Consider the following 26,044-nt stretch of genomic DNA (forward strand, 5'->3'; position numbering starts at 1 on the left):
GAGGTCGCGGTGTCGGCGATGGTGTCGTGTTGGCGAATTAGAAGCGGCGGAGGCTGTTCAGGTTGTCGAGCGAGTTTGCACCGGTCTGCTGCTTGGCTTCGCGAAGGATCTTGGCGTGGTGGGGGAACTGTTGTTCGAACATCGGCTCGGCAAATCGATCGCCCGACTGGCGAGCAAACTCTTGAGCCATCTGCTGGTCGAGCTGACCCTGAAACACTTCCTCGCCGCGACCACCGTTGAAGTAAGCCGGCTTACCAACCGTCGATCGCATCGACTTCATCATCTGGCCATAGAACGCCTCGCCGACGAACTCCGAGAACTTATCGTGGACCTTTTGCGCATCGGCCACGGACTTAGGGGTCTCTTTCGAGGCATCGCGAAAGCGATCCGCCGAGGATTTGACCTTGGGGAAGTTGTGATCTTGCGTAGCGGTGTTCGAGGCAAGCGTCGAGGCGATGTTCATGGTGTTGGTTTTCGTTGGGGGGAACGAAGTGGTTGGCTTACTCGACGATCAGCTTGGCGTGCAGTTTGCCCGCCACGTTAATTCGCTGGATGATCTCGATGATTTCGGCGTCGGTCACTTTGAGGGCCGAGAGTTGCTGCACCAGGCGTTCGAGGCTGGGGTTCGCCGATTCGCTGTCGGCCAGGGCGGTGAACTCCACCGCGATGCCGGCCTCGACCACGATATTGTTGTGAACCACAACCACGTCGCCGATGCGTGCATCGCCACTAATTACCACGGTGCCAGTCCGCTTGTTGATCACCACGCGAGCTTCGGCATCTTCTTCGCTGATCACCTTTTCGAGGACTTCGTAAGCGAACTGAACGGGCTCGTCGGAGTAGGCGGCTGGGATGCGAACTTCGATGTTGGTCGCGTCGACGGCGCGAACGAACTGATTCTCCATCGTTTGGCCGTTCTGAGTCAGCCGCATGCCATCGCCGTAGTAGCCGCTGTAATCTTCGCGAATGCTCGAGGCGACGTTGGCCGCGGTGTGGAAGCTTGCGTGGTTGCGATCGAGCACCAGAGTGATGTACTTGGCCCCGTCGCGTTCCAGGTAGAAAGGCGTGCGAACATCGGCCTGCATCTGGCAGCCATTGTGAACTCGGCCGACCGTGGGGACATCCGAGTCTTCGACGTTGATCGAACCCGAAGCCAATGCGTAGATCTGGAGGTCCTGTGGGTTGGGTCCACGGAGCGCGGCGAACACCAGCTGGCCACCGTAGATGCTCTTGCCGTTGAGGGCGGAAACCATGCAGTCGAGCTGCTCGCCGCTCCGAGCGCCGGTGCCGGGAACCCTCGCCGTCACGATCACCAGGGCGGCGTTCTTGATCTTCTTCAGTTCGTCGATGGCTGCCGGATCCATATGAGCACGAGCACCGACGGGGCTACCAAGCAGCTCGAGCACGCGAGCAATGGCGTCCATGGTGGTACGGTCGTTGGCTTCGCCCGTGCCGTTGAGGCCGACCACCAGCCCAAGGCCTTGCAGCGTGTTCTCTTCCTGGCCCTTGAGGCGGCAGATGTTCCGCAGCCGAGTTTCAGCCACACCGTTGCTAGCCAGCGATGCCACGACCACGCCGATTAGCAGCGTGGCGAAGATTCGGAGAGTGGAAGATTGAAAAAGCATCGATTCGATCCAGTAGCGTGGGTTAGTTTGCGTGGGCGGTGTCGTCGGCAGGAATCAGAACGGCTTGTACTTGCCGTACCACTTGCCGATCCAGCCACGGCTCATCGAGTCGCGGACCTGGCCCATCTCCCGTTTGTCGATGGTCAGCTCGGCGATGTGATCGCTCCGAACCGTGCGGTCGGGCATCACAAACTGGCGGGCCACAACGCCCGTGAGCGACTGGAGCCACACTTCTTCGTTGTTCGTAACGCGACGATGGGCTTCGATCACTAGGTTGCCGTTGGGGCGAATGTCGACCACCGTGGCGGCGATACGGAAGATCAAGGCGTCGGCCGTATCGAGCTGCGTCTGTGCCCGCATGTTGCTGTTGAGCTGGCCACCAATGGTGGGATCGCCACGTGTCTGCGGGGCAGCGAAGATGTCCTTGCCATCGAAGCCGAGCCACTCGACGAGCGCCGCATTGAAGTTGCCGGTCTTGCGAACTTGCGCCATGCCATCGCTGTTCATCACGGTGCGATAGTCAACTAGCACGGTGATAATGTCATTAGGACGAACCTCACGCTGCGCCTCGGGAGGGACAGGCTGATAGAGGAACGAAGTTCGCTCGAGCGTCAGCGGCGTTCCCGCTACCACTTGGCCATTCTGATCCACCATCGATTGGTTAAGTAGGCTGCCACTCTGCGCGCGAACCTCAGCCGCCAGCGTGGCGAGCCCAGCCAGGAGAGCGAGGGACCAGATTGAAGAGTAAAGATTCATGCGATTCGGATGGCGTGAAAAGTTGAAGCGATTAGCGATAACCGGCCGGAGCAGGATTGGGCGCGGTGGCGTTTTGCAGCGAACTTCCGAGCGTAGCGAGTTTGCCGGGGCCCATCACACGAGCCACCAGGCGTTGTTTCGAATCGAGAAGCTCGACCTCCACCACATCACCCAGCCGGGCGTCGCCAGTCGACTTGCACTGGCGGCGAATCACGATGCCGCCGCTGGCCGAGACGACCTCGACGATTTCGTTCCGCGAGATCACCTGCGGCGCGACGCACATGTCGTTGGTGACAATCTCGCCCTCACGTACATTGCGAGCCGCTTCGCGTCCTAGGGCGTCTTCGAGCGAGTGAATGCGAACTTGATTGGTCGACGGGCGGGCGTCACGCGAAGGGGTTTCGATGGCCACGTCGGCGGCCGTGATCAGTTGACCGCGGATGAGCGAACGCTTGGCCACGAGCACCGGCGTGCGGTCGAAGACCTCAACGCTCAGCGGCACTTCGACGGGGCCCTTCTCGGTCTCGAAGGCAAGCGTAACGGTCTGGCGGCCAGTCCACGGTGACTTGCCACCAAATGCCGTGATATCGCTGGTGCGTTCGGCCACCAAGTCGGCAAATCGGCCGATCAGGGTGAAGTCGATTTCGATCAGGCCGAACTTACGCGATTCGTTTTCGAGATGGCGCAGGATGGCGTCGCGAGCCGCTTCGGTTTGCCGCTGCCGCTCGGCCTCGGTCAGGCCGGCCTTACGAACCCCCGTGCTCTTGGTTCCCGTCGTCATGGCAGTGCTCGGGACGCGAAAGCCCATCGAGTTGCTGGCGATAGCGCTCGGCGCCTCGGTAGCCTCGACAGATTGGATAGCTGTCTTCGGCGTCGGATCCCAGCCAATGGTCACGCGTGGGGAACCCTGGACGCTCAAATCGCTCGCCGAATAGCCGCGGCTCACCAGTACGTCGCGAACCTGCTGCCGCGAGACGAAACGCTTCTCACCAACCGGCGGTGCTACCCATAGCGGCGTTAGCGACAGGCGCTGGGCCTCGGCTTCGGACACACCTTGAACGTCGGCGATGTCGCCCAGGACGATCACCGACTTGACCGGCGTTACCTTCTCGCGAAGCACGATGTCGGCAGCCACAGCGGTGCTGCAGAGCAGCACTGCTAAGGAGAGCGTCGCGAGGATGGGGAAGTGCTTGGTCATGCGTGAATCAGTAGAAGAAAAGTAACAGACTTAGAAGCTTACTCGTGGCTACCGCCGAATGTTGGCGACGATCTGCATGATCTGGTCGCCGGCTTGGACCACTTGGCTGTTGAGTTCGAAGGCCCGCTGAGTAGTGATCAGGTCAATCAGCTCGTTCACCGGCTCGACGTTCGACGCTTCGAGGAAGCCCTGGCGAAGCTGACCAAAACCAGGGTCGCCTGGATTGCCCTGCTGCGGCTGGCCCGAGGCTTCGGTCTGCCGGTAGAGATTGTCGCCGAGCTTGACCAAGCCGTCGGGATTCACGAACGTCGCGATTTGGATGAAGCCCGCGGACTGCAAGTCCGGCGAGTCGTTGGTACTGTACTGCACGTTGCCATCGGGGCTGATGACGATGCCCGTGGCTTCCTGCGGAATGCTGATCGAGGGCTCGATGCGATAACCGGTGGTAGCGGAGCCAATCACCATCTCGTTGTCGGCGTTGATGCCAAAGTTGCCAGCCCGGCTATACAGAATCTGGCTGTTGGGGCCTTGTACCTGGAAAAATCCCTGGCCTTCGATGGCAATATCGAGCGGGTTTTCGGTGGTTTGGAAAGCACCTTGCTCGAAGTCGCTTTGAGTACCACCCACCCGAACACCGAGACCAACTTCAATGCCGGTCGGAGTGCGAGTACCATCGGTGTTCAATGCACCTGGCAAGCGAATTTGGCGGTAGAACAGGTCTTCGAAGTTCGCCCGATCGCGCTTGAACGCCGTGGTGTTGATGTTGGCCATATTATTGGCGATGACGTCGAGCTTGGTCTCGAGCGCCTGCATGCCGGTGGCCGCGGTGTAAAGGGTTTGAACACTCATGGTAGAAGCTGGGGGCTGAGGGACTCAGTGGTTACGAGAACGGTGTGAACTACCCTTGCAACACTCTGGAAATCAAATTGGTCGACATGGTGTCGTGATTCTGGATCACGCGGACGTTGGCTTCGAACGCCCGGGTGGTTTCGATCATGGTCATCATCTGTCGCGTCGAATTGGTGCCCGACATTTCGAGCACTCCGGTGCGAACTTCGCGGTAGTCGGGGTCCAGTTCGGAGATGGGGGCGAGCGGGCGGAATAGGTTCTGGCCAATCTTCACCAGGTCGCCCAGCGAGTTCGGCGTGGCGAGTCCAAGCTCGGTGCTCGAACCATCCTGCCAGAGTTCCCCCGAGGGAGAAATCTCGTAGGGGAGCGTGGGGTCGAGCGTAATTTCGCCACCGGCGCTGTCGAGCACCGGCATGCCCTCGGTCGTTACCAGGCGATCTTCGCTATCCAGCGTGAAGTTGCCCGCACGGGTAAGCAGCACTTCTCCGGCTTCGTTCTGGACGGTGAAGAACCCATCGCCGACGATGGCCAGGTCGAGTGGATTGCCTGTGGTTGCAAGCGACCCGGCGCTGTAGTCGGTGGTGGTGTCGAACATGCTGACGCCACCGCCGACGTTATTCTCCGAGCGGTCGCCGAACAGGGCCTGTCCGCGCTGAATCGCTTCGGACAGCCTAGCCTGGAAGCAGGCTTCATCGGGCTTGAACCCGACGGTGTTAACGTTGGCCAAATTATTGGCGATCACCTCCAGGCGCTGTTGCTGCACCTGGGCGCCTTCGGCCGACATGTAAACCCCATATGGCATGACTGCACAATCACTGCTAGCGTCACGCCCCCCATTGGACACGGCAACCTTCTAAGCAGAGCGCGTGCCAAACGCGGCAAAGATTTTTGCCAGCAGCCCGTAAGTCTCGTCGCCGCCGCACTTAAACGACTTCGCCCGCTACAAGCACACACAGCCGCATGCTATCGGCGAGAAAGGGGGCTAGCGGCGAGTTCCGCCGAACACGCGCAGTAGCGACCGGCAGGTTTTGCCGCTAGCAGTACGCATGCCGCGGGGGTATCCTCACAGGTGCAAAATCGTGCATGCACTACCTGTCAGGCGACAACGAGAGTCGGATGCCGCAATCTGAATCCCGCATCGAGCCGCGCGTGGCGCGATTCCCCACGTTTGAGTTGGCACTTCCTGAATGGGTTGAGTCGTTCGTTCCTCCCGCGGACCACGTCTACGCCACGGCCCAAGAGCGAATGCGGCTAGCCATCGACTTGTCGCGTCAGAACATTGAGCAAGGGACTGGCGGGCCGTTTGGTGCCGCGGTGTTCGATCTCGACACGGGCCGATTGGTCGCTCCTGGCGTGAACGTGGTGGTAAGCTCCGGATGGTCGGGCGCGCATGGCGAGATGGTCGCCTACGCCATTGCTCAGCGGATCCTTGGGTCTCATGACCTCGGGGGCGAAGGCCTCGCCCGGCACGAGCTTGTAACGAGTTGCGAGCCGTGCAGCATGTGCTTCGGCGCAACACCTTGGGCGGGCATCAAACGCCTTGTATGCGGTGCAACAGAAGTGGACGCTCGGGCCATTGGCTTCGACGAAGGCCCCAAGCCCGCGAATTGGGTGCAAGCACTCGAGGAGCGGGGCATCGAAGTGATCGAGGGCATCTTGCGAGAGGATGCGTCCCAAGTACTTCGCGACTATGCCACCCGTGGCGGTGCGATCTACAATGGCCGACTGGGCCAATAATCAGACAACTCAATCCTATTTTGGGACCGATAAACGTGACCACAATCCCCAAGCCACTCGATCTCCCCACCCGTTTGCTGCATGGGCCCGGCCCGTCACCGGTGGCTCCTTCCGTGCTCGAAGCCCTCTCGAAGCCCTGCATCGGCCACATGGACCCTGAGTTCATGCGGGTGATGAACGAGGTGCGCCAGATGCTGCAAGCGGTGTTTGAAACCGAGAATGAGATGACGCTCGCTTGCTCTGGCACCGGATCCGCGGGCGCCGAGATGCTGGCGGACAATCTGGTCGAACCGGGCGATAAGTGCTTGGTGGCGATCAATGGCGTCTTCGGTGGCCGCTTCGCCGAGAAGTGCCGGCGCGCTGGCGGCGAAGTCGAGACCATCGAAGCCGAGTGGGGCCAGGCATTCGATCAAGACGAGCTGATCGCCAGGATCGACGAGGTCAAGCCGAAGATCATGATGATCGTCCACGCCGAGACTTCGACCGGCGTGCATCAACCCGTGGATCGCCTCGCCGAGGCAGTCCATAAGCATGGCGGTTTGTTAATTCTCGACTGCGTCACCTCGCTCGGCGGACTGCCGGTGAAGATTGACGAGCGTGGCGTCGACGCGGCGTACAGCGGCACGCAAAAGTGCCTCTCTTGCCCACCTGGCCTAGCGCCGGTGACGCTGTCCGAAAGGGCCATGCACAAAGTGCAGAACCGCAAGTCGAAGGTTAACTCGTGGTACCTCGACCTAACGCTCGTAGGCAACTACTGGAGCGGCAATCGAGCCTACCACCACACGGCCCCCGTGAACATGAACTTTGCGCTGCACGAAGCTCTCCGGCTTGTGCTCGAAGAAGGACTGGAGAATCGCATCAGCCGCCACCGGCGAGTGCACGAGAAGCTCAAAGGCGAACTCGCCGAGCGCGGATTCGAGTACGCCTCGGACCCGAAGAACTCACTGCCGCAACTCAACTTAATTCGCATCCCCGCACGCGTCACGGACGAGGCTGGTGCGCGTGCCAAGCTGCTAAAGGAACACGGACTAGAAATCGGCGGAGGGCTCGGTGCACTCGCTGGAAAGTGCTGGCGGATTGGCTTGATGGGCCACGGCGCTCACGAAGAGAATGTCGAGAAGATCGTGGCGGCACTCGACGATGTGGTGCCGGTGAGTTAAGGCTTCAAAAGCTTAGCCACGGATAAACACCGATCACACACGGATAGCCGTCATCAAGGAGACGCTAGCCGCGAACGTGGCTGGAACGAATAAAAGGATATGTAGAGAACGAAGGTAGGATATTGGCGACTTCTTCGTTCTCTTCAATTCCGCCCGACAAACCAGAATTACGTCCTCAGACGCGATAGCTGATATTCCTCAGCTGGTTTCCTTATCCGTGTTTCATCTGTGTTCATCCGTGGCTAAGGAAACAATCACGTCATCACTTCGCCGATTTCGCATCGCGCACTGCGAGCAACTGAGCCGCGATGCTCACCGCGATTTCGGCGGAGTGGTTGGTGCCCAGGTCCAGCCCTACGGGGCAGTGAAAGTCTAGCTTGGCGGGATCGATTCCCGCTTCAGCCAGTTCCTTGCGGAGCACGGCGGCCTTAGCGCGGCTGCCGATAACGCCAACGAACGGAAACGCTCGACCGCTCGAATAGATTCGCTGGAGCACGGGCAAGTCGGTCCTGTGACCTTGTGTCATGCAGACCACAAACGTGTTCTCATCAACTGCATCAACGTGCTCTTCCGGATGCGAGGATTCGACCAAACCCACACCGGCCGGGAGCCGAGCGAGCCACTCCTGGCGAGAATCGATGCAGGTCACTTGGCACGGCAAAGTGACTAGAATTCGCACCAGCGCCTGAGCAACGTGTCCCGCGCCAAACACGACGATCCGCCACGGGACGACGCCGAAGCTCTCGAACAACAGTTTTACGCGTCCGCCGCATGTCATTCCCACATCGGCTTTCAGGCTCCAATCGACGATCGCGCAGGTGCGCTCCGCGACAAGCAGCATCGCTTGAGCGTGCTCGATGGCCTTGGCCTCCACGCGCCCACCACCAACGGTTCCTTCGACGAGCCCTTCGCCGCTCACCAGCATCTTCGCCCCCACATCCTGAGGCGTCGAGCCAATGGCCTCAACGAGCGTCACCATCACGAATGGCGTCTGCGTTTCCGCCAATTCCGCACTTCGCCGTAGGACACTTGGTTCGCTCATTGCGGCTTGTTCGCTTTAGGAGAACGCGAACCCGCTGTCGAGGCACCATTGCGACTTGGTTCCGGCAACCGCGTGACTTCGCTCGATGCCGTGAGCTTTGTGAGCGTCATTAGCAGCTCTTCGCTCGTCGCGGGTATCGACAGCGGAAGTGGTTGGCCGTGGGCCACGAACGACAACGCATGCCGCGCCGCGAGCCACACGGCTAGCCCCAGCATTAGCGGTGGCTCGCCTACCGCTTTACTCAAACGGACATTCTTCTGGTGCTTGGGATTGTCGATGAAATCGACGTTCAGAGTGCGAGGCAAGTCCGTGATGTTGGGAATCTTGTAGGTAGTGGGTCCGGTTGAAAGCAAAGCCCCGCGATCGTTGTAACAAAGCTCCTCATTCGTCACCCAGCCAACTCCCTGGATGAACCCACCAATGACTTGCCCCCGATCGATCCCGGGATTGATCATCCGACCAATGTCCATCAACAGATCGGCTCGGTCGAATACGAGCTCTCCAGTGAACCGGTCGATGGTCACCTCAGCCACCGCGGCACCCGTAGTGAAATAGAAGAACGGATTGCCTCGCCCCGTTTCGCGGTTGTAGTCGACACCAGGGGTGGCAAAGAAACCGCGGGCCCCCAGGTCGAAGCGTTCGCGGCGAGCGTTGGCGCAGAAATCGGCGAACTCGATTCGTCGAGTGGTTTCCGGATCGCGATCGTCGTAGACGTATCCGCCGGCAATCTGAATGTTGTCCGGCGAGGCGACGAGTCCACGCTCGGCATTGGCCAGCAGCGCGGCCCCGTACGCCCGCATCCGCTCCTTAATCTGGCGACACGCATCGAGGGCCGCTGCACCATTAAGATCCGTGCCGGCGCTCGCGGCGGTGGGGGACGTATTGTTGTTCTTCTCGGTCGAGGTAGTCATCATACGCACCATCGACACCGGCAAGCCAAACTCGTCGGCGACCATCTGCCGGAGCTTGGTGTTGAGCCCTTGCCCCATCTCAGTGCCACCGGTCGACACCTGCACGGTGCCATCGGTGTAGACGTTGACCAGCGCGTTCGCTTGGTTCAGGAATTTGGTGGTGAACGAAATGCCGAATTTCACCATCGAAACCGAAATGCCCTTAAGGTGCGTCGCGCTCTTGGTGCTGAACTCTTCGATAGCCGCACGCCGTGCGCGATAATCCGACGAGTCGATAAGTTGTTCGAGAGTTTCCCCCAGTAAATGATCGCGGACGATCTGCCCGTAGTGCGTGACGCTCCGCTCGGGGTCGCCGTCGCGGTAGACGTTTCGAAGTCGCACGTCCGCCGCGTCCAAGTCAAGCTTCCGAGCGATCTCGTCCAGGCAGTGCTCAATCACCGCAAGTCCCTGAGGTCCGCCGAACCCGCGAAACGCGGTATTGGGTGGCAGGTTGGTGCGGCAGACCTGGCCGGACACTCTCATCAGTGGAATGTGGTACGCGTTGTCCGCGTGCAGCATCGTCCGTTCGAGCACGGCTGTGGATAGGTCGGCGAAGGCCCCGCCATTGGAATGAAAGTCGAACTCCGCCGCGATCAGTCGCCCCGTGGCGTCGAACGCCACGCGATAGTCGGTCTGGTACTGATGGCGTTTGCCCGTGATGCACATGTCGTCGAGCCGCGACAATACCATGCGAGCAGGACGATTCGTGGTACGGGCGACCATCGCCGCCATCACGGCGGTGAGCGCCGACTGCGTTTCCTTGCCGCCGAATCCGCCACCCATCCGCGGGCACTCGCACACCACCTGGTGCATGCCAAGCCCAAGCGCCTCGGCCACGACGGCCTGCGTCTCTGTGGGATTCTGTGTGGACGACAGAACGCGGATCCCGCCGCCATCGGCAGGCTCGGCCAGCGCGGCCTGCGTCTCAAAGTAAAACTGTTCCTGCCCATTGGAATGAAAGCGACCTTCGATCACATGCGGCGCCGCCTTGAACGCGTCACGCACGACCTCAGGATCTTCTGCACCGAGGCTCGCCATCTGTCGTCGAGGACCAATGTACGAATTGCACGCAATGGCTTGGTCGATAGTGAGTATCGGCGATTGCTCTTCGACTTCGAGCTTCACGAGCTTACGCGCGGCATCGGCCGCGGATTTCGAATCGGCACCGATGGCCACCACCGGTTGGCCGATGTACGAGATTTCGTCTTCAACTAAGAAGGGCTCGTCAACGATGATGGGACCGAAGTGATTCGGTCCGGCGAGGTCGTTATGCGTCAGCAGGCACCGCACGCCGGGGACCTTGGCCGCTTCGGTTAGATCAATCGATTTGAGTCGGCCCGCGGCGACTGGTGAGCCCACGAAGGTTACGTACAACTCGCGTTCACGCCGCGGAAGGTCGTCGATGTAGGCCGCCGTGCCGGTAACGTGACCGATGGCCGAATCGTGAGGCAGAGGTTTCCCAACTTCCGTCATGTCAGGCCCCCGATCCCTGGAGTTCGACCTGCAAGTCGTGGAAGCACTTCGAAAACAGGTTCTCAACCAGTTGCAAACGGTAGTCAGCGGCTCCGCGGACATCGGAGATTGGCTTGATTTCGGTTCGCGCGATACGACCCGCTTCTCGCATGGATTCAAGCGTTAACGCCCTGCCGACTAGCGATTGCTCAGCGTCGCCTAAACGGACCACGACCGGCCCCACACCGCCGGCCGCAATCCGAGCCTCGACGACTTTGCCGTTCGATTCTCGCACCCAAAACGCCGCGGTCACCGTGCTGATGTCCATGTCGCGACGTTTTGAGACCTTGTACAGCCGCAATTCGACATCGGCGGGCGGTAGCGGTGTGTCGATAGAAACGAGCACTTCGCCTGACTTAAGATCGAGCTCTTTGTAGCCGAGATAGAAGTCGCTGATCGCCACCACTCGCTCGCGACGGGCCGAACTCAGCTTCAATGTAGATTCGCAGACCAGATGAAACGGAATCGAATCGGCAATCGGCGAAGCATTCATTAAGTTCCCGGCGAGGGTCCCCGCGTGGCGAATCTGAGGGCTGCCGAAACGCTCGAGAACCTCCGCGTACTGCGGCGCGTGTTCGCGAACCACGGGTAGGATGTCGCTCCAACGGGCGGTGGCTCCGATGACAAGTTGATTGTCCTCAACTCGTACTTCACGTAGTTCGTCGATCGCGCCGGTGTAGATCACTTGTTGCGGCGTGAACTTTCCGTGGTTGTAGTGGACGCCCAGGTCCGTCGCACCAGCGACCAAGCGTGCCTCGGGAAACTTGCTTCGCCCGGCGAGCAGGTCGTCTATCGACTTCGGTATCGCGACCACCGGTGCGGGCGAACCATTCGCGACGTGGTTCGGGGCAATCTCCACTGCATCGCTCGCTAACGCTTTCAAGGCGTCAATCAATGCCTTGCTGCCGTACCGACTGCCAAGCCGCTCGATGGCTTCCGGCGCGATCGACTGGGCAGCGTCGAGAATCTGCTGGTAGCCTGTGCAACGGCACAGATTACCCGAGAGCCCGCTACGGAGCTGCTCGCTGTGGAAGCAGCCCGTAGCTCCTTCGGCGGCATGCTCCTCGGCGACGCCGTGTAGTGCCATGACAAAACCTGGTGTGCAGAAACCGCACTGGCTGCCATGTCCGTCGACCATTGCCGACTGGATCGCGGTAAGCTCTGGAGTACCTCCAAGGCCTTCGACCGTCACCACGTGCCGGCCATCCATCTGAAACACAAAAGCGATGCAGGCGTCGATGGTCCTGTAGACCAACTCATGGCCATTCGCCGCCAGTTCACCCACCAGCACCGTGCAGGCCCCGCAATCTCCCTCGGCGCAAGCGATCTTGGTGCCCGTGAGGCGGGTACTGTCCTCTTCGCCTAAAGCGAGCCGCAGGTAATCCGATAGAGTTCGGAGGGCGGTGGCGGCATCCGCTGTACGGCGAACACCATTCACATAGAAGACGACGTGATCTCGCATGGCGAAGCGGGGTCCCCGGGAGTGGGAGTCTATGGATCTGCGCCCGCCACAGGCAGATTGTCACAAGTATTTTTGGCAACTAGGCTTATATCGTGTCTACCTAATAACTTAGAATTCGCGGCACGCACCGTCAACGCGCATTGTCCCTCAATTCCACACATTCCCAATGAGCGATTTGGCAAGCACCTTGGCCGCCTCCGTCATGTCGCGCTGCGACGAGCTGGGCACCTGCTCGGAGGAAGCTGGCCGCATTACGCGCCGCTACCTCAGCGAGCCAATGCACGCCGTGCACGCGCGGGTGAGCGAATGGATGCGCGAAGCCGGCCTGGAAGTACGCGTGGACGATGCGGGGAACATCGTCGGCCGTCGCGAGGGTCGCTGCAGCAAGGTGCTGATCGTTGGTTCGCACCTCGACTCGGTTCCTGGTGCCGGGCGTTACGATGGCGTGCTAGGGGTGATGGTCGGCGTTGCGGTGGCCGAAGCGCTCCGGCACGAAGAATTGCCATTCTGCTTGGACGTGATTGGTTTCAGCGAAGAAGAAGGCATAAGGTATCGAATGCCGTACCTCGGAAGTGCTGCGGTAGCGGGGCGTTTCGACGAGGCTTGGCTCGAACGTTTTGACGACGAGGGAATTTCCCTGCGAAGCTGTCTCTCTCGGTTCGGCCTTCAGCCCGATAATCTGAGTCAATCTGCGTACGATCCGGGCGAGGTGGTCGGATACTTCGAGCCCCACGTCGAGCAAGGCCCCGTGCTCGAGCGTGCCGATGTACCGTTGGGGGTGGTCACTGGCATTGCAGGGCAGAGTCGTTTGAGGCTCGAATTTGTGGGCGAACCCGGGCACGCCGGCACGACGCCAATGGCAGACCGGAGCGATGCCCTCGTGGCCGCAGCAACGTTCATTGGTAAAGTCCGCGAGGTCGCCGCAGGCCTCGCAGGACTTCGGGCGACGGTCGGCAGCGTGCAGGTCGCACCCAACGCTCCCAACGTCATCCCAGGCCGCGTGGAGCTGTCACTTGACGTGCGGCATCTGGACAACGCCGTTCGGTTGGCGGGAATTCGCGAGCTGCTGGAAGCGGCCGAACAGTCGGCTGAAGGCGAAAACTGTCGGTTCCGGCTACTCGAAGACAACTCGCAGAACGCGGTCGCAGCGGACGGACGAATGATGTTCGCCCTGGAAGAGACCATTGCCGAATGCGGCTATCCCGTACTTCAACTCGAGAGCGGCGCGGGTCACGACGCGGTGATCATGGGGCAATCGTTCCCGATGGCCATGCTGTTCCTGCGTCACCCCGGAGGCATCAGTCATCATCCAGACGAACGCGTGCTGGTCGAGGACGTAGCAGTGGCAATCGCCGTGATAACGCGTTACGTTTTGAAGCTAGCCGATCAATTCTCCAACTTAGAATCAACATCATGACAAGCAAGATGCTTTTCGGCGAAACACGGACGCGTGTCGAACGCGACCACGCACTGATTGGTCTCGACAGCCACGTCCCGTCGCCGCTAGTGGGCTGGGAGAATACGCAGGGCGTGGTGCTTATCAGCCCCGCGATGCGGGGTGGGTCGGGCGGTCCAAGGTTCGCGCAGTACCTGGTGAGGGGCTCTGAGGGCAGCCGAACCACAGGGGCGGCCCCAGGAGTGCAGCGTCTCGTCTACGTCTTGGCTGGCACCTCGACAATGGATGGCAAACCGCTCGCCACGGACAGCTTCGCGTGGTTGCCGCCGGATTCGAAGTACGATCTAAGCGTGCCGCAAGACTGCGAGCTGCTTGTTTTTGAGAAGCTGTACCAACCGCTCGAAGGAGTAGCAGTGCCGCGACAGGTTGTAGGCACACTGGCTGGCGCTCCGACAGCTCCGTTCTTAGGCGATCCCGACGCCATGCTCGCCACGCTCCTGCCCATCGAGCCGGGGTTCGACATGGCGGTGAACGTTTTCAATTACAAGTCGGGCGCAGCGCTGCCGTTCGTCGAGACGCATGTGATGGAACATGGACTCTACATGCGGTCGGGCATGGGAGTCTATCGGTTGGCGGAACGCTGGTACCCGGTTCAAACTGGGGACACCATCTGGATGGGTAGCTACTGCCCGCAGTGGTTCGTCGCGATGGGAAAGCAGCCGGCGAGTTATATTTACTACAAAGATATCCACCGCGATCCTCTGTTCCCGCCGATCTCATGAGCCTGCCAAGTCCCGTTACCGACATCGATAGGCTGATGGCCGAGCTTCATCAGCTCGCGTCGATCTCCGATGCGAGTGTGCCGCCGCCCGCAGTGACGCGGGTGGTGTTCACGCCCAAGGATCTTGAAGCCCGCGAGTACCTTCACGGGTTGTACCAGGATGCGGGACTGGAGGTTCGCGTCGATGCCATCGGCAACATGTTCGCGCGGTGGCGAGGTTCGAAGCCCGACCTGCCTGCCGTCGGCACCGGTTCCCACACCGACGCCATTCCCCACGCGGGAATGTACGACGGAACGGTCGGCGTGCTAGGAGGCCTTGAAGCAATTCGGTCCCTACAGCGAGCGGGCTTCCAACCACGTCGTTCGATTGAAGTTGTTATGTTTACTTCGGAAGAACCGACACGGTTTGGCATCGGCTGCACGGGGAGTCGCCTAATGAGCGGTGCCCTGACACCGGACCTTTTGAGTCAGTTGCGCGATGGCGAGGGAGATGGCTACGACACGGTCCGCCGCGTCGCGGGTTTCCAAGGCGAACTGAAGGACTGCTTGCTCATGGACGAATACTACTCGGCGTTTATCGAGCTGCACATCGAACAAGGGCCAATGCTAGAGCAGGAGCAACTCGACATCGGAATCGTCACGGCAATCGCCGCCCCGGCAACCGCGGAGTTCACGGTAATGGGCGAGGGTGGGCACGCTGGAGGTGTGTTAATGCCTGCTCGCCGCGATGCACTGGCCGCGGCTTCTGAAATGATCCTCGCCATCGAAGCCCGCGCCAAAGGCAGTGTAAGCCCTGATCTAGTGGCCACCGTGGGCTGCGTCGATGTGCATCCTGGGGCGGTCAATTCCATCCCAAGCCGTGTGGTCTTTACACTCGACCTCCGCGACATTGATGGTGCGAACCGCGACCTGGTGCTTCGCGAGATTGGCGACCAAGTGGAAACCATCTCCAAGAGACGAAACGTGGAGGTTGAATGGCGAGTCCTAAACGCCGACCCCCCCGCCCTATCTGACCAGCGTGTTGTGGACGCCGTCGAGCGCGCCACCAACCGGTTGAAGCTGAGCTCCCGCAAGATGATCAGCCGAGCGTACCATGATTCACTGTTCATGGCCCGCGTGGCACCAATGGGCATGATCTTCATCCCCTGCCGCGGCGGCGTCTCGCATAGACCCGACGAGTACTCGTCGCCCGAGCAAATCAAAGCCGGCGTGGAAACACTCGCCATCACCCTGGCAGAACTTTCGAGTAGTTAACGACTCATCTCACCACCGTGGCGGTGATGAAACCAAAGGGCTCGTCCGTGACGACGAACACCTCGTTCTGGTTCTCACGGCCAAACGGCGCTAAGTTCGCGAGCAGATGATGCTTGTTCGGCAGCGTGAGCGTGATCTCGCTGATCGCAGGTTCGGCGGCGAGCGCGGCTTGCCCCATAAAATACAGCGTCTCTTGGACGCTTCGGCTGTAGTGATCGGTGAATCGCCTAACTAACGAATCTAGTATCCGCTGACGGGTCTCTGCAAAGTCGACTTCGAGCGTTGAATATCGCCAATTCGTCGACATTTCCGTCGCGAGGATGCGATCGTGCGTGTCGGGCAGCGTGCGGAATTCGCTTTGGTGGAAGTTCTCAAAGCCACTCTCGGTAGTCTTCGCAACGAGCAACTTTTTGAAACCGCTCATCACGATGGGGGCCTCGCCTCGGCTGCCTCGCACGATCGCTTGGGGAACCATCCGTTGCTTGGCAACAAACGAGTGGGGCGACTCACCCAATCGATCCCACACGCGTTCGCTCAATCGCACCTTGCACTGCGAGACGTGGGAGTAACGCGACAGAAAGTCATTCGCCAAGACTAGCCCGAACGCCTCGATGGAGTGCATCGGGTCGTCTTTGGCAAGAACGTACACCGTGTTCTTGCAGGTGTCGGTCGCTACCACTAGGTGATTGTCACCATCGGTATAAGAAGGGGCAAAAGCACCTTCGAGTTCGATATCAACGGACACTTCCACGAACTCGTGGCGTTCTTCGTTGGCGGGGGCAAGCCGCGGGCGGCGGACCTTGCTCACGCGAACGCGATGTTTTCCGTATCGATGCGAAGCCAAGCGGCCTGCCATGCCAACCTCCAGCGAGTCGTGGTATATTGCCTACGTTGCGATAAGCATGATAGTCGACTCCGCCCGCAGTGCCACCCGAAGCCATGCAGAATATCACGGAACTCGTGCTGAGCAGTCGGCGGGTCTTGACCGTTGATGGCGAGCGTCCCGCCACGATCCGCGTACAGGGAGGAAAGATCGTCGCAATTGAGCCGTACGATCCCAGTCAAGGCGAGGACCTCGGCTCACTGGCATTGATCCCGGGGCTCGTGGACACGCATGTCCACTTCAACGAGCCGGGTCGAACCGAGTGGGAGGGTTTCGCGACCGGGACGGCCGCTGCGGCCGCGGGGGGCGTGACGCTCGCGGTCGACATGCCACTTAACAGTTCGCCGGTAACGACCACCGCCGCGGCGCTCGCGGCGAAGCGGGCGGCCGCGGAAGGAAAGCTATCCATCGATGTTGGCTTCTACGGAGGTCTCGTGCCGGACAACGTTAGTGATATCGAGTCGTTGCTCGATGCTGGCGTGCTGGGCATCAAAGCATTTCTCTGCCATAGCGGCATCGACGAATTCCCTGCCGCCACCGAAAAAGAACTCCGCGCCGCAATGCCCTTGCTCGCCGCACGAGGCATCCCACTGCTAGCCCATGCAGAGATCGCTCGCGAGGCTCCCGCGATGTACAACCCGCGTTCTTACGCCGACTACATGGCAAGCCGGCCCCCGGAGTTTGAGCGAGCAGCCATTGAGTTGCTGATCGATCTGTGCCGCGAGACAGGATGCCCAACGCATATCGTCCATCTAGCAGATGCGGGTAGCTTACCAATGCTTCGCGATGCACAGTCAGAAGGACTGCCGCTTACTGTCGAAACTTGCCCGCACTATCTCCACTTCGCGAGCGAGCAGATTCCCGACGGCGCATGCCAGTACAAGTGCGCCCCGCCAATTCGAGACGAGGCGAATCGCGAGGGGTTGTGGCAGGGACTAATCGATGGCACGATCGACTTCGTTGCCTCGGACCATTCCCCCTGCCCTCCAGCGGACAAACGCCTCGCGGAAGGTCGCTTCGATCTTGCTTGGGGAGGAATTAGCTCGATTCAGCTTTCGCTTCCTGTATTGTGGATGGACGCGTCGGCGCGTGGCGTTGACCTGGCGGAAGTAGTTCATTGGCTATCGACGGGGCCAGCGAAGCTCATTGGTCGACCGGCCGGAATTGCTGTAGGCTCCGAAGCGAACCTCGTGGTGTTCGATCCCAATGCCACATTCAAGGTCGACGCGCAAAGTCTCCGGCATCGTCACCCAATCACACCTTACGATGGTGAGACGCTACAATGCATCGTGCTTCGAACCTACCTCCGTGGCGAACTCGCTGCCCCGGGCAGAGGAGTCGCACTATGAGCGAGCCACTCGTGAAGCACTTGAATGGGCTCGATGCGGATGCGGCCATCGCGGAGCTGCAGAAATGCTGCGGTTCGAGTTGGTGGTGCGGGCAGCTAGCGGCACGACGACCATTTGATGATGCCAAATCGCTTTTGGAGACGGTCGACGAGGTTTTCGATCGCATGCCTCGCGAAGCCTGGCTCGAAGCGTTCGCCGCTCACCCGAGAATTGGCGACCTTGATTCGTTGCGAATGAAATTCGCGGGCAATCGCGAGTGGTCGGGAGGCGAGCAAGCAGGAGTCTCGGTCGCCTCAGACGAAGTACTTCAAGCACTCGCTCAAGGAAATGACGACTATTTCGAGTGTTTCGGATACCTGTTCATTGTCTGCGCCACAGGGAAGTCCGCCGACGAGATGCTCGCCATACTGAAAGTCCGCCTCGGTAATGATGCCGAGTCGGAATTAGCCATTGCCGCTGGCGAACAGCGTAAGATCACCCGTCTGCGGCTTGAAAAACTGGCCGCGTCCTTGGCCGAAAACGAGACGAACCGATGAAAAGTCCCATCACGACACATGTTCTCGACACTGCGCTCGGCCATCCAGCTTCCGGTATCGCGATCACGCTTTACCGCCAAGTAGAGGGAACTCTACTCGATCCCATCGCCACCGGCATCACCGACGCCGATGGCCGGGTGACCGATTTGCTGAGCGGCAAACTCACGCCGGGTGTCTATCAGCTCTCATTCGACGTGGCGGCGTACTTTACTAAGCTCGGAGTTGAAAGCTTCTATCCTAAAGTCGATATCCAGTTCGACCTCAAGGAACCAAGCGAGCACTATCACGTGCCGCTACTTCTATCTCCGTTCGGATACTCCACGTATCGAGGGAGCTGAGAGTATTCGAAGTTTCGATGCAGTACTGGATGTCTAGCCAGCCCCGAGGTTTTGCGACCGATACCCAACGGAGACGCCGCCGCCGGGTCCGAAGACCCGACGACGGCGCGAGTTGAATTCCGTTTTGCTTTTATCCCTGGGATCAAGGAATCGCCGTGCCGAGCAGCTTGGCTTCTTCCTCTTCCTGGATGATGATACGTGGCGTGACCATCATCATCAGGCTGTCGGTTTCGCGGCCGATACCGACGTTGCGGAACAGGCGGTTGATGTACGGCACTTTCGACAGCAGCGGTACACCGAACTCGTTTCGACCTTCGTTCAGGCGTTTGATACCACCCAGTAGCACCGTACCACCGTCGGGCACGCTCACTGTGGTTGTCACGCTGACAAACTGGAAGGTCGGCAACTGCACCGTTGTGCCACTGCGGATGATGTCCTCTGCCTCGTCTTCTTCGAGCGTGTTGCCCTCGGCATCGTCCGTCGTGCTGCTCGAAGTGCTGGTGCTGGTCGTTCCTTCGAAGGTGAACTCCTGCACGTCGCCGATCTCGCTAAAGAACGGCACCACCGTGAGTCGTACGTAACGTCGATCTTCGGACACCACCGCTTGGATGGTCATCAAGGTTCCTTCGGACAGCACCACGATCACCGGCTGCTGTGCCGCGGCGAACTCACCCACCACCGGCACCACGCTGATCACGAAGGGCGTCTGCGAGGTATCGGCGACGAAGGCTTGCTGGCCGTTGAACAACGTCACCTTGGGGGCGTTCAGCACGTTGCTGCGTCGGTCACCCTGCGAGGCGTTGATCAAGAAGTACGCCTCGATGTCGCTGAGGATAGCGAAGCCGAACGTACTCACGTCCATCGGCGTACCGAAGGTTGGCACGGCGAGGCCAAAGCTGTTCTGTCTAAACGGAATGTCGAGGTCGTTGGTGAAGGTCGGGAACTGGCCATCGGTCAAACCGACCACCGAGCTCGGGAACTCGCCTTCGTACGCCTGACCTGGTTGCAGCGTGCCACCATCAGGATCGTTGTTCTCGATGTTCACGTCGAAGTCGATGCCGATACGCTCAAAGAACGTGTCGTTGAGACGGATGAACCGCACTTCGATGGTCACCTGCAGATCTTGCAGACGACGGAGCTGTTCGAGGAGGTCCGCGATCTGTTCGTGGACGTCCTGGGTTTGGCTGATGACGAGGCTCAGGTTGGTGGGGAAGGGACGAATTTCGGCTTCTGGACCACCATTCTCCACCCAGGTGTCGCTGGCGACGGTGGAGATAATCAGGTCAATCAGCGAATCGAAGTCGGCGTTGGCCGCACCACCAAGGCCGCCCGGACCGCCACCGATTGGCAGCGACGTCGGCGAGGCCATCCCCCCCCCAGCACCCGGCATTGCGGTTTGGGCGAGCGCGGTCTCTGGCAACTGGCCCTTCGCCGGATCTTCGTTGCGGGCGTTGACGAACGACATCGGTCCATGGCCAAAAGCACCCGCTCCATACCCCATCGCCGCGTGAGCACTGTTGATCAGGCCCTGCAGGCCGATGTTGTTATCGGGCACGAAGTTCGGGATCGGAATCACGAGATCGGCGACGTCATACACATTGGTGTAGATTTCGCCATTCTTCAGTTGCTCGCTGGTTACCTTCAGCACTTCGTCCTTGACGACGTAGCTGAGATGCAGCGGCTCGAGAATCAGATTCAAGGCACTCTTCAGCGAGATCTCGCTGTTGACGTTCAGCGAAACACGCGTATCGCTCGACACGCCTTCTTGATTGAGGCCACGCAGGTCCAGCACCATGTTGACGCCGGTTGCCTTCGACAGGTCTTCAATCACCGCGGCGAGTGGTTCGTTTTGGTAACGCATCAACACAGGCTTACGCAGGCTGGCTTCAATCTCCAGCTCCTTGGGGCTGCGACGGCGACTGCGATCATTGCGACCTCCCCGCTCCTTGGCGAGGTCGCCCCAGTTCTTGGGGAACACCATTTCGTTACCATCGGAAGTGGTCGCCACCGAAGCCGCATCCACGTCGAGGAACGACTGAACGATGCCGTTCTCTTTACGCGAGGCGATATCGCTATTGATATGATGTCGGCGGATAAACTTGGCGTTCTCCCAAACCTGCATGACGACAGGTTCGTTAGGAGCCATTTCACGCAGTCGCTGGGCGACCAATTCCATTTCGTGGTAACGCTGGTCGTCGCGAAGCTTGTTGAACTCGTCCACGAGTTCTGCAATCTTCTGCTGCTGCGCGAGCTCTAGTTCGTTGCGGCGGTCGATTTCGGCGAGTACCGCCTTGTTCCGCTCGTCGAGTTCCAGCTCCGAGCGATGCTGCTCGATGTAAAGATTTACGTCCGAACGAGTGAGGTTGATCTTCGACAGGAAGATTCGCTTCGTGCTATCGTCCAAACCGCTCTTGTTTACTTGGGCTTCGACTTCGTCTAGCAGGCGGACGGCTTCCTTGGGGTCCTTCTCCACGGCCTTGCGAGCTAGGCCTTGCGCCCGGCCGACATCGGCGTTGAGCTGGCGTACCAGGACTTGCTGCTGGCTATCGAGGGCTTCGATGTTTGCTTCGGCATTGGCGATTGGCGTCGCAGTGGGAGCAACATCGAGCGTCTCGGGAGCCGAGGACAGCATCCTAAGATGGCTGTCGAGCAACTGGCGAGCGGTTGGATCAAGGTCGTTGCGATTGGCGTTCGCCTGGCGGAACAGCTGAAGGGCTTGCTCGCGGTCACCCTTACGCAGGGCCGATTCGCCCGCTTGCAGTAACGACTGAGCACCATTCGATGGCAAAGCTTCCGGGGCGGGCGTTCCAGGGGCTTGAGCAAAGCGAAGGTCGCTGATGCCGGGCATCTGCTGAGCAGTATTACCGACACCTTGATTCGTATCCATCATGCCCGCGGGGGCCGCGTAGCGATTCGGCGTAGCTGCCGAGCCGAGATTCAACGCCGAAGGCTGCACCTGCGGATCGGTGGTGGGGTAGTTCGCCGGTGCGGCAGCCGGTGGCATCGCTCCATTTGGAGCGGCACCGGCTTGAGGCATTCCAGGGAGTGCACCCGGGAGTTCCTCGCGGTAGTTGCCGTAAGGGCCGTTGGCCGCGACGGGCATCACTGCCGGATCGACCATCCGAGCTGGCTGCGTCGGCTGGGTTGGCATCGGCACCGAGTTGGGGAACGGATCGGCCGCCACCGTGGACTGGGCCCGCATCAGTTCGCGACGCACCGTGCTGGGCGTGTCGCCAAAGTGGAAGAGCGGGTACCGCACGTTCGCCTGGTCGGCTTCTGTGAGCAACCGCTCAGCCTTCTGCAGGTCGCCCGCTGCGATGGCGGTCTTTGCCTCGGCGAGCTTGGCGTCGACAGCTTCTCGCGTCGACTCCGTCGCCGGGGGTGTGTTGGTGGGGGCTTGAGCAGAGGCAGTCACCGTGAAACCGGTAACCAGGCCCATGCCTAAAAGCACTACGATTTTGGACATCCGTGTCGCGTTCAACTCGACTCTCCTTGTTGCGATGGATCACATCGGCAGCATACCGTCGCCGTCGGCCTTCCGTGGCGCGGAGACGGTAGTCGATTCCGGAAAACTCCGGAAGACGATTTTGTGGTTGGGGACTGGGGATGCGAACCGGCGCAGTGCTGGCACAGTTAGCTACGGACGGATCCGTTGGCTCTTTGCCTACGCGATGCGACGCATTCGCCGACGTTGAAAAACTGGTTCGTTGAAAAGCTTTAAAGACAAGTGGGGGTGTTAGTACGAAAGCCAGGAGACCTCGTCAACACCACTTTTCAGAAAAACACCAGAATTTGTAGAGCGACAGCACTAGCGAGACGGCCCATTACAGCCGCTCGAACACCGTGGCAATGCCCTGACCGACGCCGATGCACATCGTCGCTAGCCCCAGTGTCGCATCGCGTTCTTGCATCGCATGCAGCAAAGTCGCTGTGATGCGTGCACCACTCGCGCCGAGTGGATGACCGATGGCAATCGAGCCGCCATGAACATTGACCCTGCTCACATCGAGTCCCAATTCACGAATGCAAGCGATCGATTGCGCTGCGAATGCTTCATTGAGTTCCACCAGATCAATGTCATCGAGCGTTAGTCCGGCTCGTTTGAGCGCCTTGCGAGTCGCCGGGACGGGACCGGTTCCCATCACGGCGGGATCGACCCCGACCACCGCCGTGGCGAGAATTTTTGCCATCGGCTCGAGGCCTAGTTCCTTTGCCCGCGTATCGCTCATCACCAGCACGGCGGCGGCACCATCGCTCAACGGCGAACTATTGCCCGCGGTAACGCTTCCAATGCCAGGCATAAACGCAGGTGGCAGGGCAGCCAGCGCTTCGAGGCTCGCGTCCGTGCGCACGGTTTGATCGCGGCGGCAAAGCACACGCTCGCCCCGCTCATCACGCCCCCACACCGGAACGATCTCGGCATTGAATGCCCCCGATTCGTGCGCAGCATTCGCTTTCTGATGGCTGAGAAGCGAGAACTCGTCTTGCTCCTCGCGACTGATTCCAATGGACTGGGCAAGGAACTCAGCCGTCACGCCCATCAGCAAAGTGCCTTTGCTGGTGTGCTTGAACAACCGCGGATTCAGGTTTACCCCCGCGTCCATGGGGATGTGCTGCATGTGTTCCACGCCGCCGATGATCTGCACGTCTTCAGCCTCGGCGATAATCGCGTGCGAGGCTTGGTTTAAGGCTTGTAGGCTGCTGCCGCACAGGCGATTGATGGTAGCTCCGCCTGTTGCCATTGGCAGATCGGCCATCAGGGCGACCATGCGGCCCATGTTGAGGCCCTGCTCGCCCTGCTGCTGGGTATTACCAATCAGCACGTCTTCGACCACGGCGGGATCGATGCCGGTGCGCTGCACGATCGCACGCACCACTTCGGTGGCGAGGTCATCGCCACGCACGTCGCGATAGATGCCGAGTTCGGGATGAGCCCGCCCGATCGCGGTGCGACAAGCGTCGATAACAACAGGAATTGGCATGTTAGTGTCTGACGAAATCCGGATGACGAAGCTACTACCAGCTACTAGCCAGTCCCTCAGCTTCCGTAAAACTTGATGCCCGACTTGGCGTGTTCCAGCAACATGGCGGTCGGTTGGTACCGCTTGCCCAGGCGTTCGAACGCTTTGAGCTTCTCGACAATCGTCGCGGCACCGATCGTGTCGGCCCAGTGAAAGAGGCCACCGAGGAACGGTGGGAAGCCAATGCCCATGATCAGCGCGAGGTCGACATCGCGAACGTCGCCAACGATGTTGTCTTCAATCGCTCGAGTCGCTTCGACGAGCATCGGCAGGATCAGGCGTTCGGTGAGATCACCGGCGTTGTCCGCCTTGGTGGCCAGTTCGGCGACAATCGCGTCTGCTTCGGGACTGGGCTCCTTCTTCCATCGGCCTTTTTTGTCTTTGATCCAGTTGAAGAAACCTTTGCCATTCTTCTGGCCCAGCCGCCCCGCGGCAACCAAACGGTCGACGACCGGCGTCGGCACAACGCGATCGCTGAACGCTTCTTGCAGCACTTTGCCGGCGTGGAGGCAAACGTCGAGACCCACCACGTCGTGCAACTCGATCGGCCCCATCGGCATACCAAACTCTTTGGCGGTTTTGTCGATCGCCTTGATCGACACGCCTTCGCCGAGCAGCACCGCGGCCTCGTTCATGTAGGGCAATAGCAGGCGGTTTACCAAGAACCCAGGCCCGTCGTTCACCACCACCGGCGACTTGCCGAGTTGGCGGGCGAACGCCGCGGCACGTTCCACCGTCGAATCGCTGGTTGCCTTACCCCGAATCACCTCAACCAGAGGCATCTTGCGGACTGGATTGAAGAAGTGCAATCCGCAGAATCGCTCGGGATGCTTGAGCCCCGTGGCTAGTTGCGTGATAGGAATCGTCGACGTGTTCGAACAGAGGATCGTGTTCTCCTTCGCCGATGGTTCGATGGCTTTGAACAGCTTCTGCTTGATCGCCGCGTCTTCGACGATGGCTTCGACAACCAAGTCGCATTCGCCAAGTTCGCTGGTGATGGTGGTCGTATCGAGCTGCGGCGTCAGCTCCAGCACTTTGTCGAGATTCGGCGCTTTGAGTTCGCGATCGAACGCGGCTTCCTTGAGCACCGCTTGTTCGCCGGCTGCGAGGGCCTCGGTGCGATTGTCGGACAAAGTGACACGAACGCCACGCCGCAAACTGACCGCGGCAATTCCCTGGCCCATGGTGCCAGCTCCAATCACTCCCAGGCTTACCGCCTTCGCATCCTTGCCGCCGCCGGCCCCTTTTTTGTTGCGATCTTGCAGGAAGAAAACGTTGAGCAGCGAGCGGTTGATCGGCGACCCGAACAGCGGCACGAAGCGTTCGGCTTCCATCCGGCACGCCTCGTCGCAGTCAACCATCGAGGCCTCGAGCATCAATTCGAGGGCGACAACGGGCGCTGGATACTGCCCTTTCGTTTCCTGCTGAATCATCGCGACGGCTGTCGCCCCTAGGAACGCCAGTTCTGTCTCGTTGATGTCGATTGGCCGCGACCACGCCTCGCGGTTCGCGAGGTAATCGCCCGAAGTGCGGTCGGCTTCGATCATCCGCCTAGCCGCAGAAACCAGGTTTTCGCTCGCTTTTTCACCACCCGGCACTAAATCGTCGGCAAGGCCCAGCTTGTAGGCTTCGTTGCCGCTGACATTGTTTCCGCTGGTGATCAATTCGACGGCATTTGCAAGGCCGATAATGCGCGGGGTTCGTGCGGTGCCTCCCCAACCCGGGAACAAACCGAGCTTCACTTCGGGAAAACCGAGCTGCGTTTTCGAGTTGTCCGTCACGATCCTGCGATCGCACCATACGGCTAGTTCCAGACCACCACCAACGCAGATACCATCAATGGCCGCGACGGTTACGTAGGGTGCTGTGGTGAATCGCCGAAATAACTCTTGGCCTTCGCGGCTAACGGCTTCTATCGCTTCGGGGGGTTCGTCGAGCGACGCGGCGAACTCAGTAAGGTCGGCCCCCGCGATAAAGCTACCCGGCTTGCCGCTTGTGATGACCAATCCTACGACATCATCTCGCTCTGCGAGCGCGTCGAGGTGCGACTTCACCTCTTCGAGCAGATCGCGGGCGAGCACGTTGACGCTGTGGTCGGCGTGGTGAAGCGACAAGCGAGCGATGCCCGCAAACGGAAAGTCGAGGGTCGTGTGCCGGTAGGCCGTCATGGCGATTGCTTCGACAGGGGAACAGGC

General features: G+C 60.1%; 21 protein-coding genes. 8 read left to right on the top strand and 13 right to left on the bottom strand.

The annotated features are described in order from the left end of the window. Nucleotides 1-37: 37 nt before the first annotated feature. The 6 genes from SH292x_RS16425 to SH292x_RS16450 are packed head-to-tail and all read right to left on the bottom strand — an operon-like array spanning nt 38 to nt 5,212. Nucleotides 38-463: a rod-binding protein gene (locus SH292x_RS16425; RefSeq protein ID WP_442482094.1), complete on the bottom strand. Its 426-nt coding sequence runs from the start codon at nt 461-463 to the stop codon at nt 38-40. Between the two features lie 37 nt (nt 464-500). After that, on the bottom strand, nt 501-1,625 hold the full coding sequence (locus SH292x_RS16430; RefSeq protein ID WP_442482095.1) for a flagellar basal body P-ring protein FlgI: 1,125 nt from the start codon (nt 1,623-1,625) through the stop codon (nt 501-503). Nucleotides 1,626-1,679: 54 nt separating this feature from the next. Then, nucleotides 1,680-2,381: a flagellar basal body L-ring protein FlgH gene (locus SH292x_RS16435; RefSeq protein ID WP_442482096.1), complete on the bottom strand. Its 702-nt coding sequence runs from the start codon at nt 2,379-2,381 to the stop codon at nt 1,680-1,682. 31 nt (nt 2,382-2,412) lie between these two features. Further along, nucleotides 2,413-3,579 (bottom strand): flagellar basal body P-ring formation chaperone FlgA, encoded by a 1,167-nt coding sequence (gene flgA / locus SH292x_RS16440; RefSeq protein ID WP_442482097.1) that lies wholly within the window; start codon nt 3,577-3,579, stop codon nt 2,413-2,415. A 48-nt stretch (nt 3,580-3,627) separates the two neighbouring features. Next, entirely contained in the window at nt 3,628-4,428 is an 801-nt protein-coding gene (gene flgG / locus SH292x_RS16445; RefSeq protein WP_442482098.1) for a flagellar basal-body rod protein FlgG, read from the bottom strand. A 49-nt stretch (nt 4,429-4,477) separates the two neighbouring features. Continuing rightward, the gene (locus tag SH292x_RS16450; protein WP_442482099.1) at nt 4,478-5,212 is read right to left on the bottom strand and encodes a flagellar hook-basal body protein; all 735 of its coding nucleotides are present in this window, start codon (nt 5,210-5,212) and stop codon (nt 4,478-4,480) included. 332 nt (nt 5,213-5,544) lie between these two features. On the opposite strand from SH292x_RS16450, the gene SH292x_RS16455 reads away from it, so the two are divergent. Then, nucleotides 5,545-6,165, top strand: a complete 621-nt coding sequence (locus tag SH292x_RS16455; RefSeq protein ID WP_442482100.1) for a nucleoside deaminase — start codon at nt 5,545-5,547, stop codon at nt 6,163-6,165. Nucleotides 6,166-6,200: 35 nt separating this feature from the next. Continuing rightward, nucleotides 6,201-7,325, top strand: a complete 1,125-nt coding sequence (locus tag SH292x_RS16460; protein ID WP_442482101.1) for a pyridoxal-phosphate-dependent aminotransferase family protein — start codon at nt 6,201-6,203, stop codon at nt 7,323-7,325. A 262-nt stretch (nt 7,326-7,587) separates the two neighbouring features. On the opposite strand, the gene xdhC is transcribed toward SH292x_RS16460, so the two are convergent. Genes xdhC through SH292x_RS16475 form a run of 3 tightly spaced genes read right to left on the bottom strand, consistent with a single transcriptional unit; the run spans nt 7,588 to nt 12,291 of the window. Beyond that, nucleotides 7,588-8,367, bottom strand: coding sequence for a xanthine dehydrogenase accessory protein XdhC (gene xdhC / locus SH292x_RS16465; protein ID WP_442482102.1), 780 nt, complete (start codon nt 8,365-8,367; stop codon nt 7,588-7,590). Beyond that, nucleotides 8,364-10,790 (bottom strand): xanthine dehydrogenase molybdopterin binding subunit, encoded by a 2,427-nt coding sequence (xdhB, locus tag SH292x_RS16470; RefSeq protein WP_442482103.1) that lies wholly within the window; start codon nt 10,788-10,790, stop codon nt 8,364-8,366. Before xdhB ends, xdhC begins: the two co-directional genes overlap by 4 nt. Nucleotide 10,791: 1 nt before the next feature. Next, entirely contained in the window at nt 10,792-12,291 is a 1,500-nt protein-coding gene (locus SH292x_RS16475; protein ID WP_442482104.1) for a xanthine dehydrogenase small subunit, read from the bottom strand. 166 nt (nt 12,292-12,457) lie between these two features. Here SH292x_RS16475 and SH292x_RS16480 point away from each other — a divergent pair, with 166 nt between their 5' ends. From SH292x_RS16480 to SH292x_RS16490, 3 genes are read left to right on the top strand one after another with little or no spacing between them, the layout of a single operon-like run. After that, on the top strand, nt 12,458-13,708 hold the full coding sequence (locus SH292x_RS16480) for an allantoate amidohydrolase (protein WP_442482105.1): 1,251 nt from the start codon (nt 12,458-12,460) through the stop codon (nt 13,706-13,708). Continuing rightward, nucleotides 13,705-14,469: a (S)-ureidoglycine aminohydrolase gene (allE, locus tag SH292x_RS16485; protein ID WP_442482106.1), complete on the top strand. Its 765-nt coding sequence runs from the start codon at nt 13,705-13,707 to the stop codon at nt 14,467-14,469. The genes SH292x_RS16480 and allE overlap by 4 nt, the downstream gene beginning before the upstream one ends. Next, nucleotides 14,466-15,722: a M20 family metallo-hydrolase gene (locus SH292x_RS16490; protein WP_442482107.1), complete on the top strand. Its 1,257-nt coding sequence runs from the start codon at nt 14,466-14,468 to the stop codon at nt 15,720-15,722. The genes allE and SH292x_RS16490 overlap by 4 nt, the downstream gene beginning before the upstream one ends. Before the next feature lie 4 nt (nt 15,723-15,726). Here the strand turns inward: SH292x_RS16490 and pucL are convergent, their stop codons facing one another. Then, on the bottom strand, nt 15,727-16,578 hold the full coding sequence (gene pucL / locus SH292x_RS16495; RefSeq protein ID WP_442482108.1) for a factor-independent urate hydroxylase: 852 nt from the start codon (nt 16,576-16,578) through the stop codon (nt 15,727-15,729). A gap of 83 nt (nt 16,579-16,661) precedes the next feature. Between pucL and allB the strand changes: the two genes are divergently transcribed. Genes allB through uraH form a run of 3 tightly spaced genes read left to right on the top strand, consistent with a single transcriptional unit; the run spans nt 16,662 to nt 18,828 of the window. Further along, a complete protein-coding gene (gene allB / locus SH292x_RS16500; protein WP_442482109.1) occupies nt 16,662-17,954 on the top strand; it encodes an allantoinase AllB in 1,293 nt (430 codons plus the stop codon). Then, a complete protein-coding gene (uraD, locus tag SH292x_RS16505) occupies nt 17,951-18,490 on the top strand; it encodes a 2-oxo-4-hydroxy-4-carboxy-5-ureidoimidazoline decarboxylase (protein ID WP_442482110.1) in 540 nt (179 codons plus the stop codon). The genes allB and uraD overlap by 4 nt, the downstream gene beginning before the upstream one ends. Then, nucleotides 18,487-18,828, top strand: a complete 342-nt coding sequence (uraH, locus tag SH292x_RS16510) for a hydroxyisourate hydrolase (RefSeq protein WP_442482111.1) — start codon at nt 18,487-18,489, stop codon at nt 18,826-18,828. Before uraD ends, uraH begins: the two co-directional genes overlap by 4 nt. Nucleotides 18,829-18,970: 142 nt before the next feature. Here the strand turns inward: uraH and SH292x_RS16515 are convergent, their stop codons facing one another. From SH292x_RS16515 to SH292x_RS16525, 3 genes are all read right to left on the bottom strand, one after another. Then, complete coding sequence (locus SH292x_RS16515; RefSeq protein WP_442482112.1) at nt 18,971-22,294, bottom strand: hypothetical protein; 3,324 nt, start codon at nt 22,292-22,294, stop codon at nt 18,971-18,973. Nucleotides 22,295-22,652: 358 nt separating this feature from the next. Next, nucleotides 22,653-23,810: an acetyl-CoA C-acyltransferase gene (locus SH292x_RS16520; protein ID WP_442482113.1), complete on the bottom strand. Its 1,158-nt coding sequence runs from the start codon at nt 23,808-23,810 to the stop codon at nt 22,653-22,655. A gap of 56 nt (nt 23,811-23,866) precedes the next feature. Continuing rightward, nucleotides 23,867-26,017, bottom strand: coding sequence for a 3-hydroxyacyl-CoA dehydrogenase NAD-binding domain-containing protein (locus SH292x_RS16525; RefSeq protein WP_442482114.1), 2,151 nt, complete (start codon nt 26,015-26,017; stop codon nt 23,867-23,869). Nucleotides 26,018-26,044: the final 27 nt, after the last annotated feature.

This window comes from Aeoliella fuhlenseeensis, assembly GCF_052161615.1.
GTDB lineage: Bacteria > Planctomycetota > Planctomycetia > Pirellulales > Lacipirellulaceae > Aeoliella.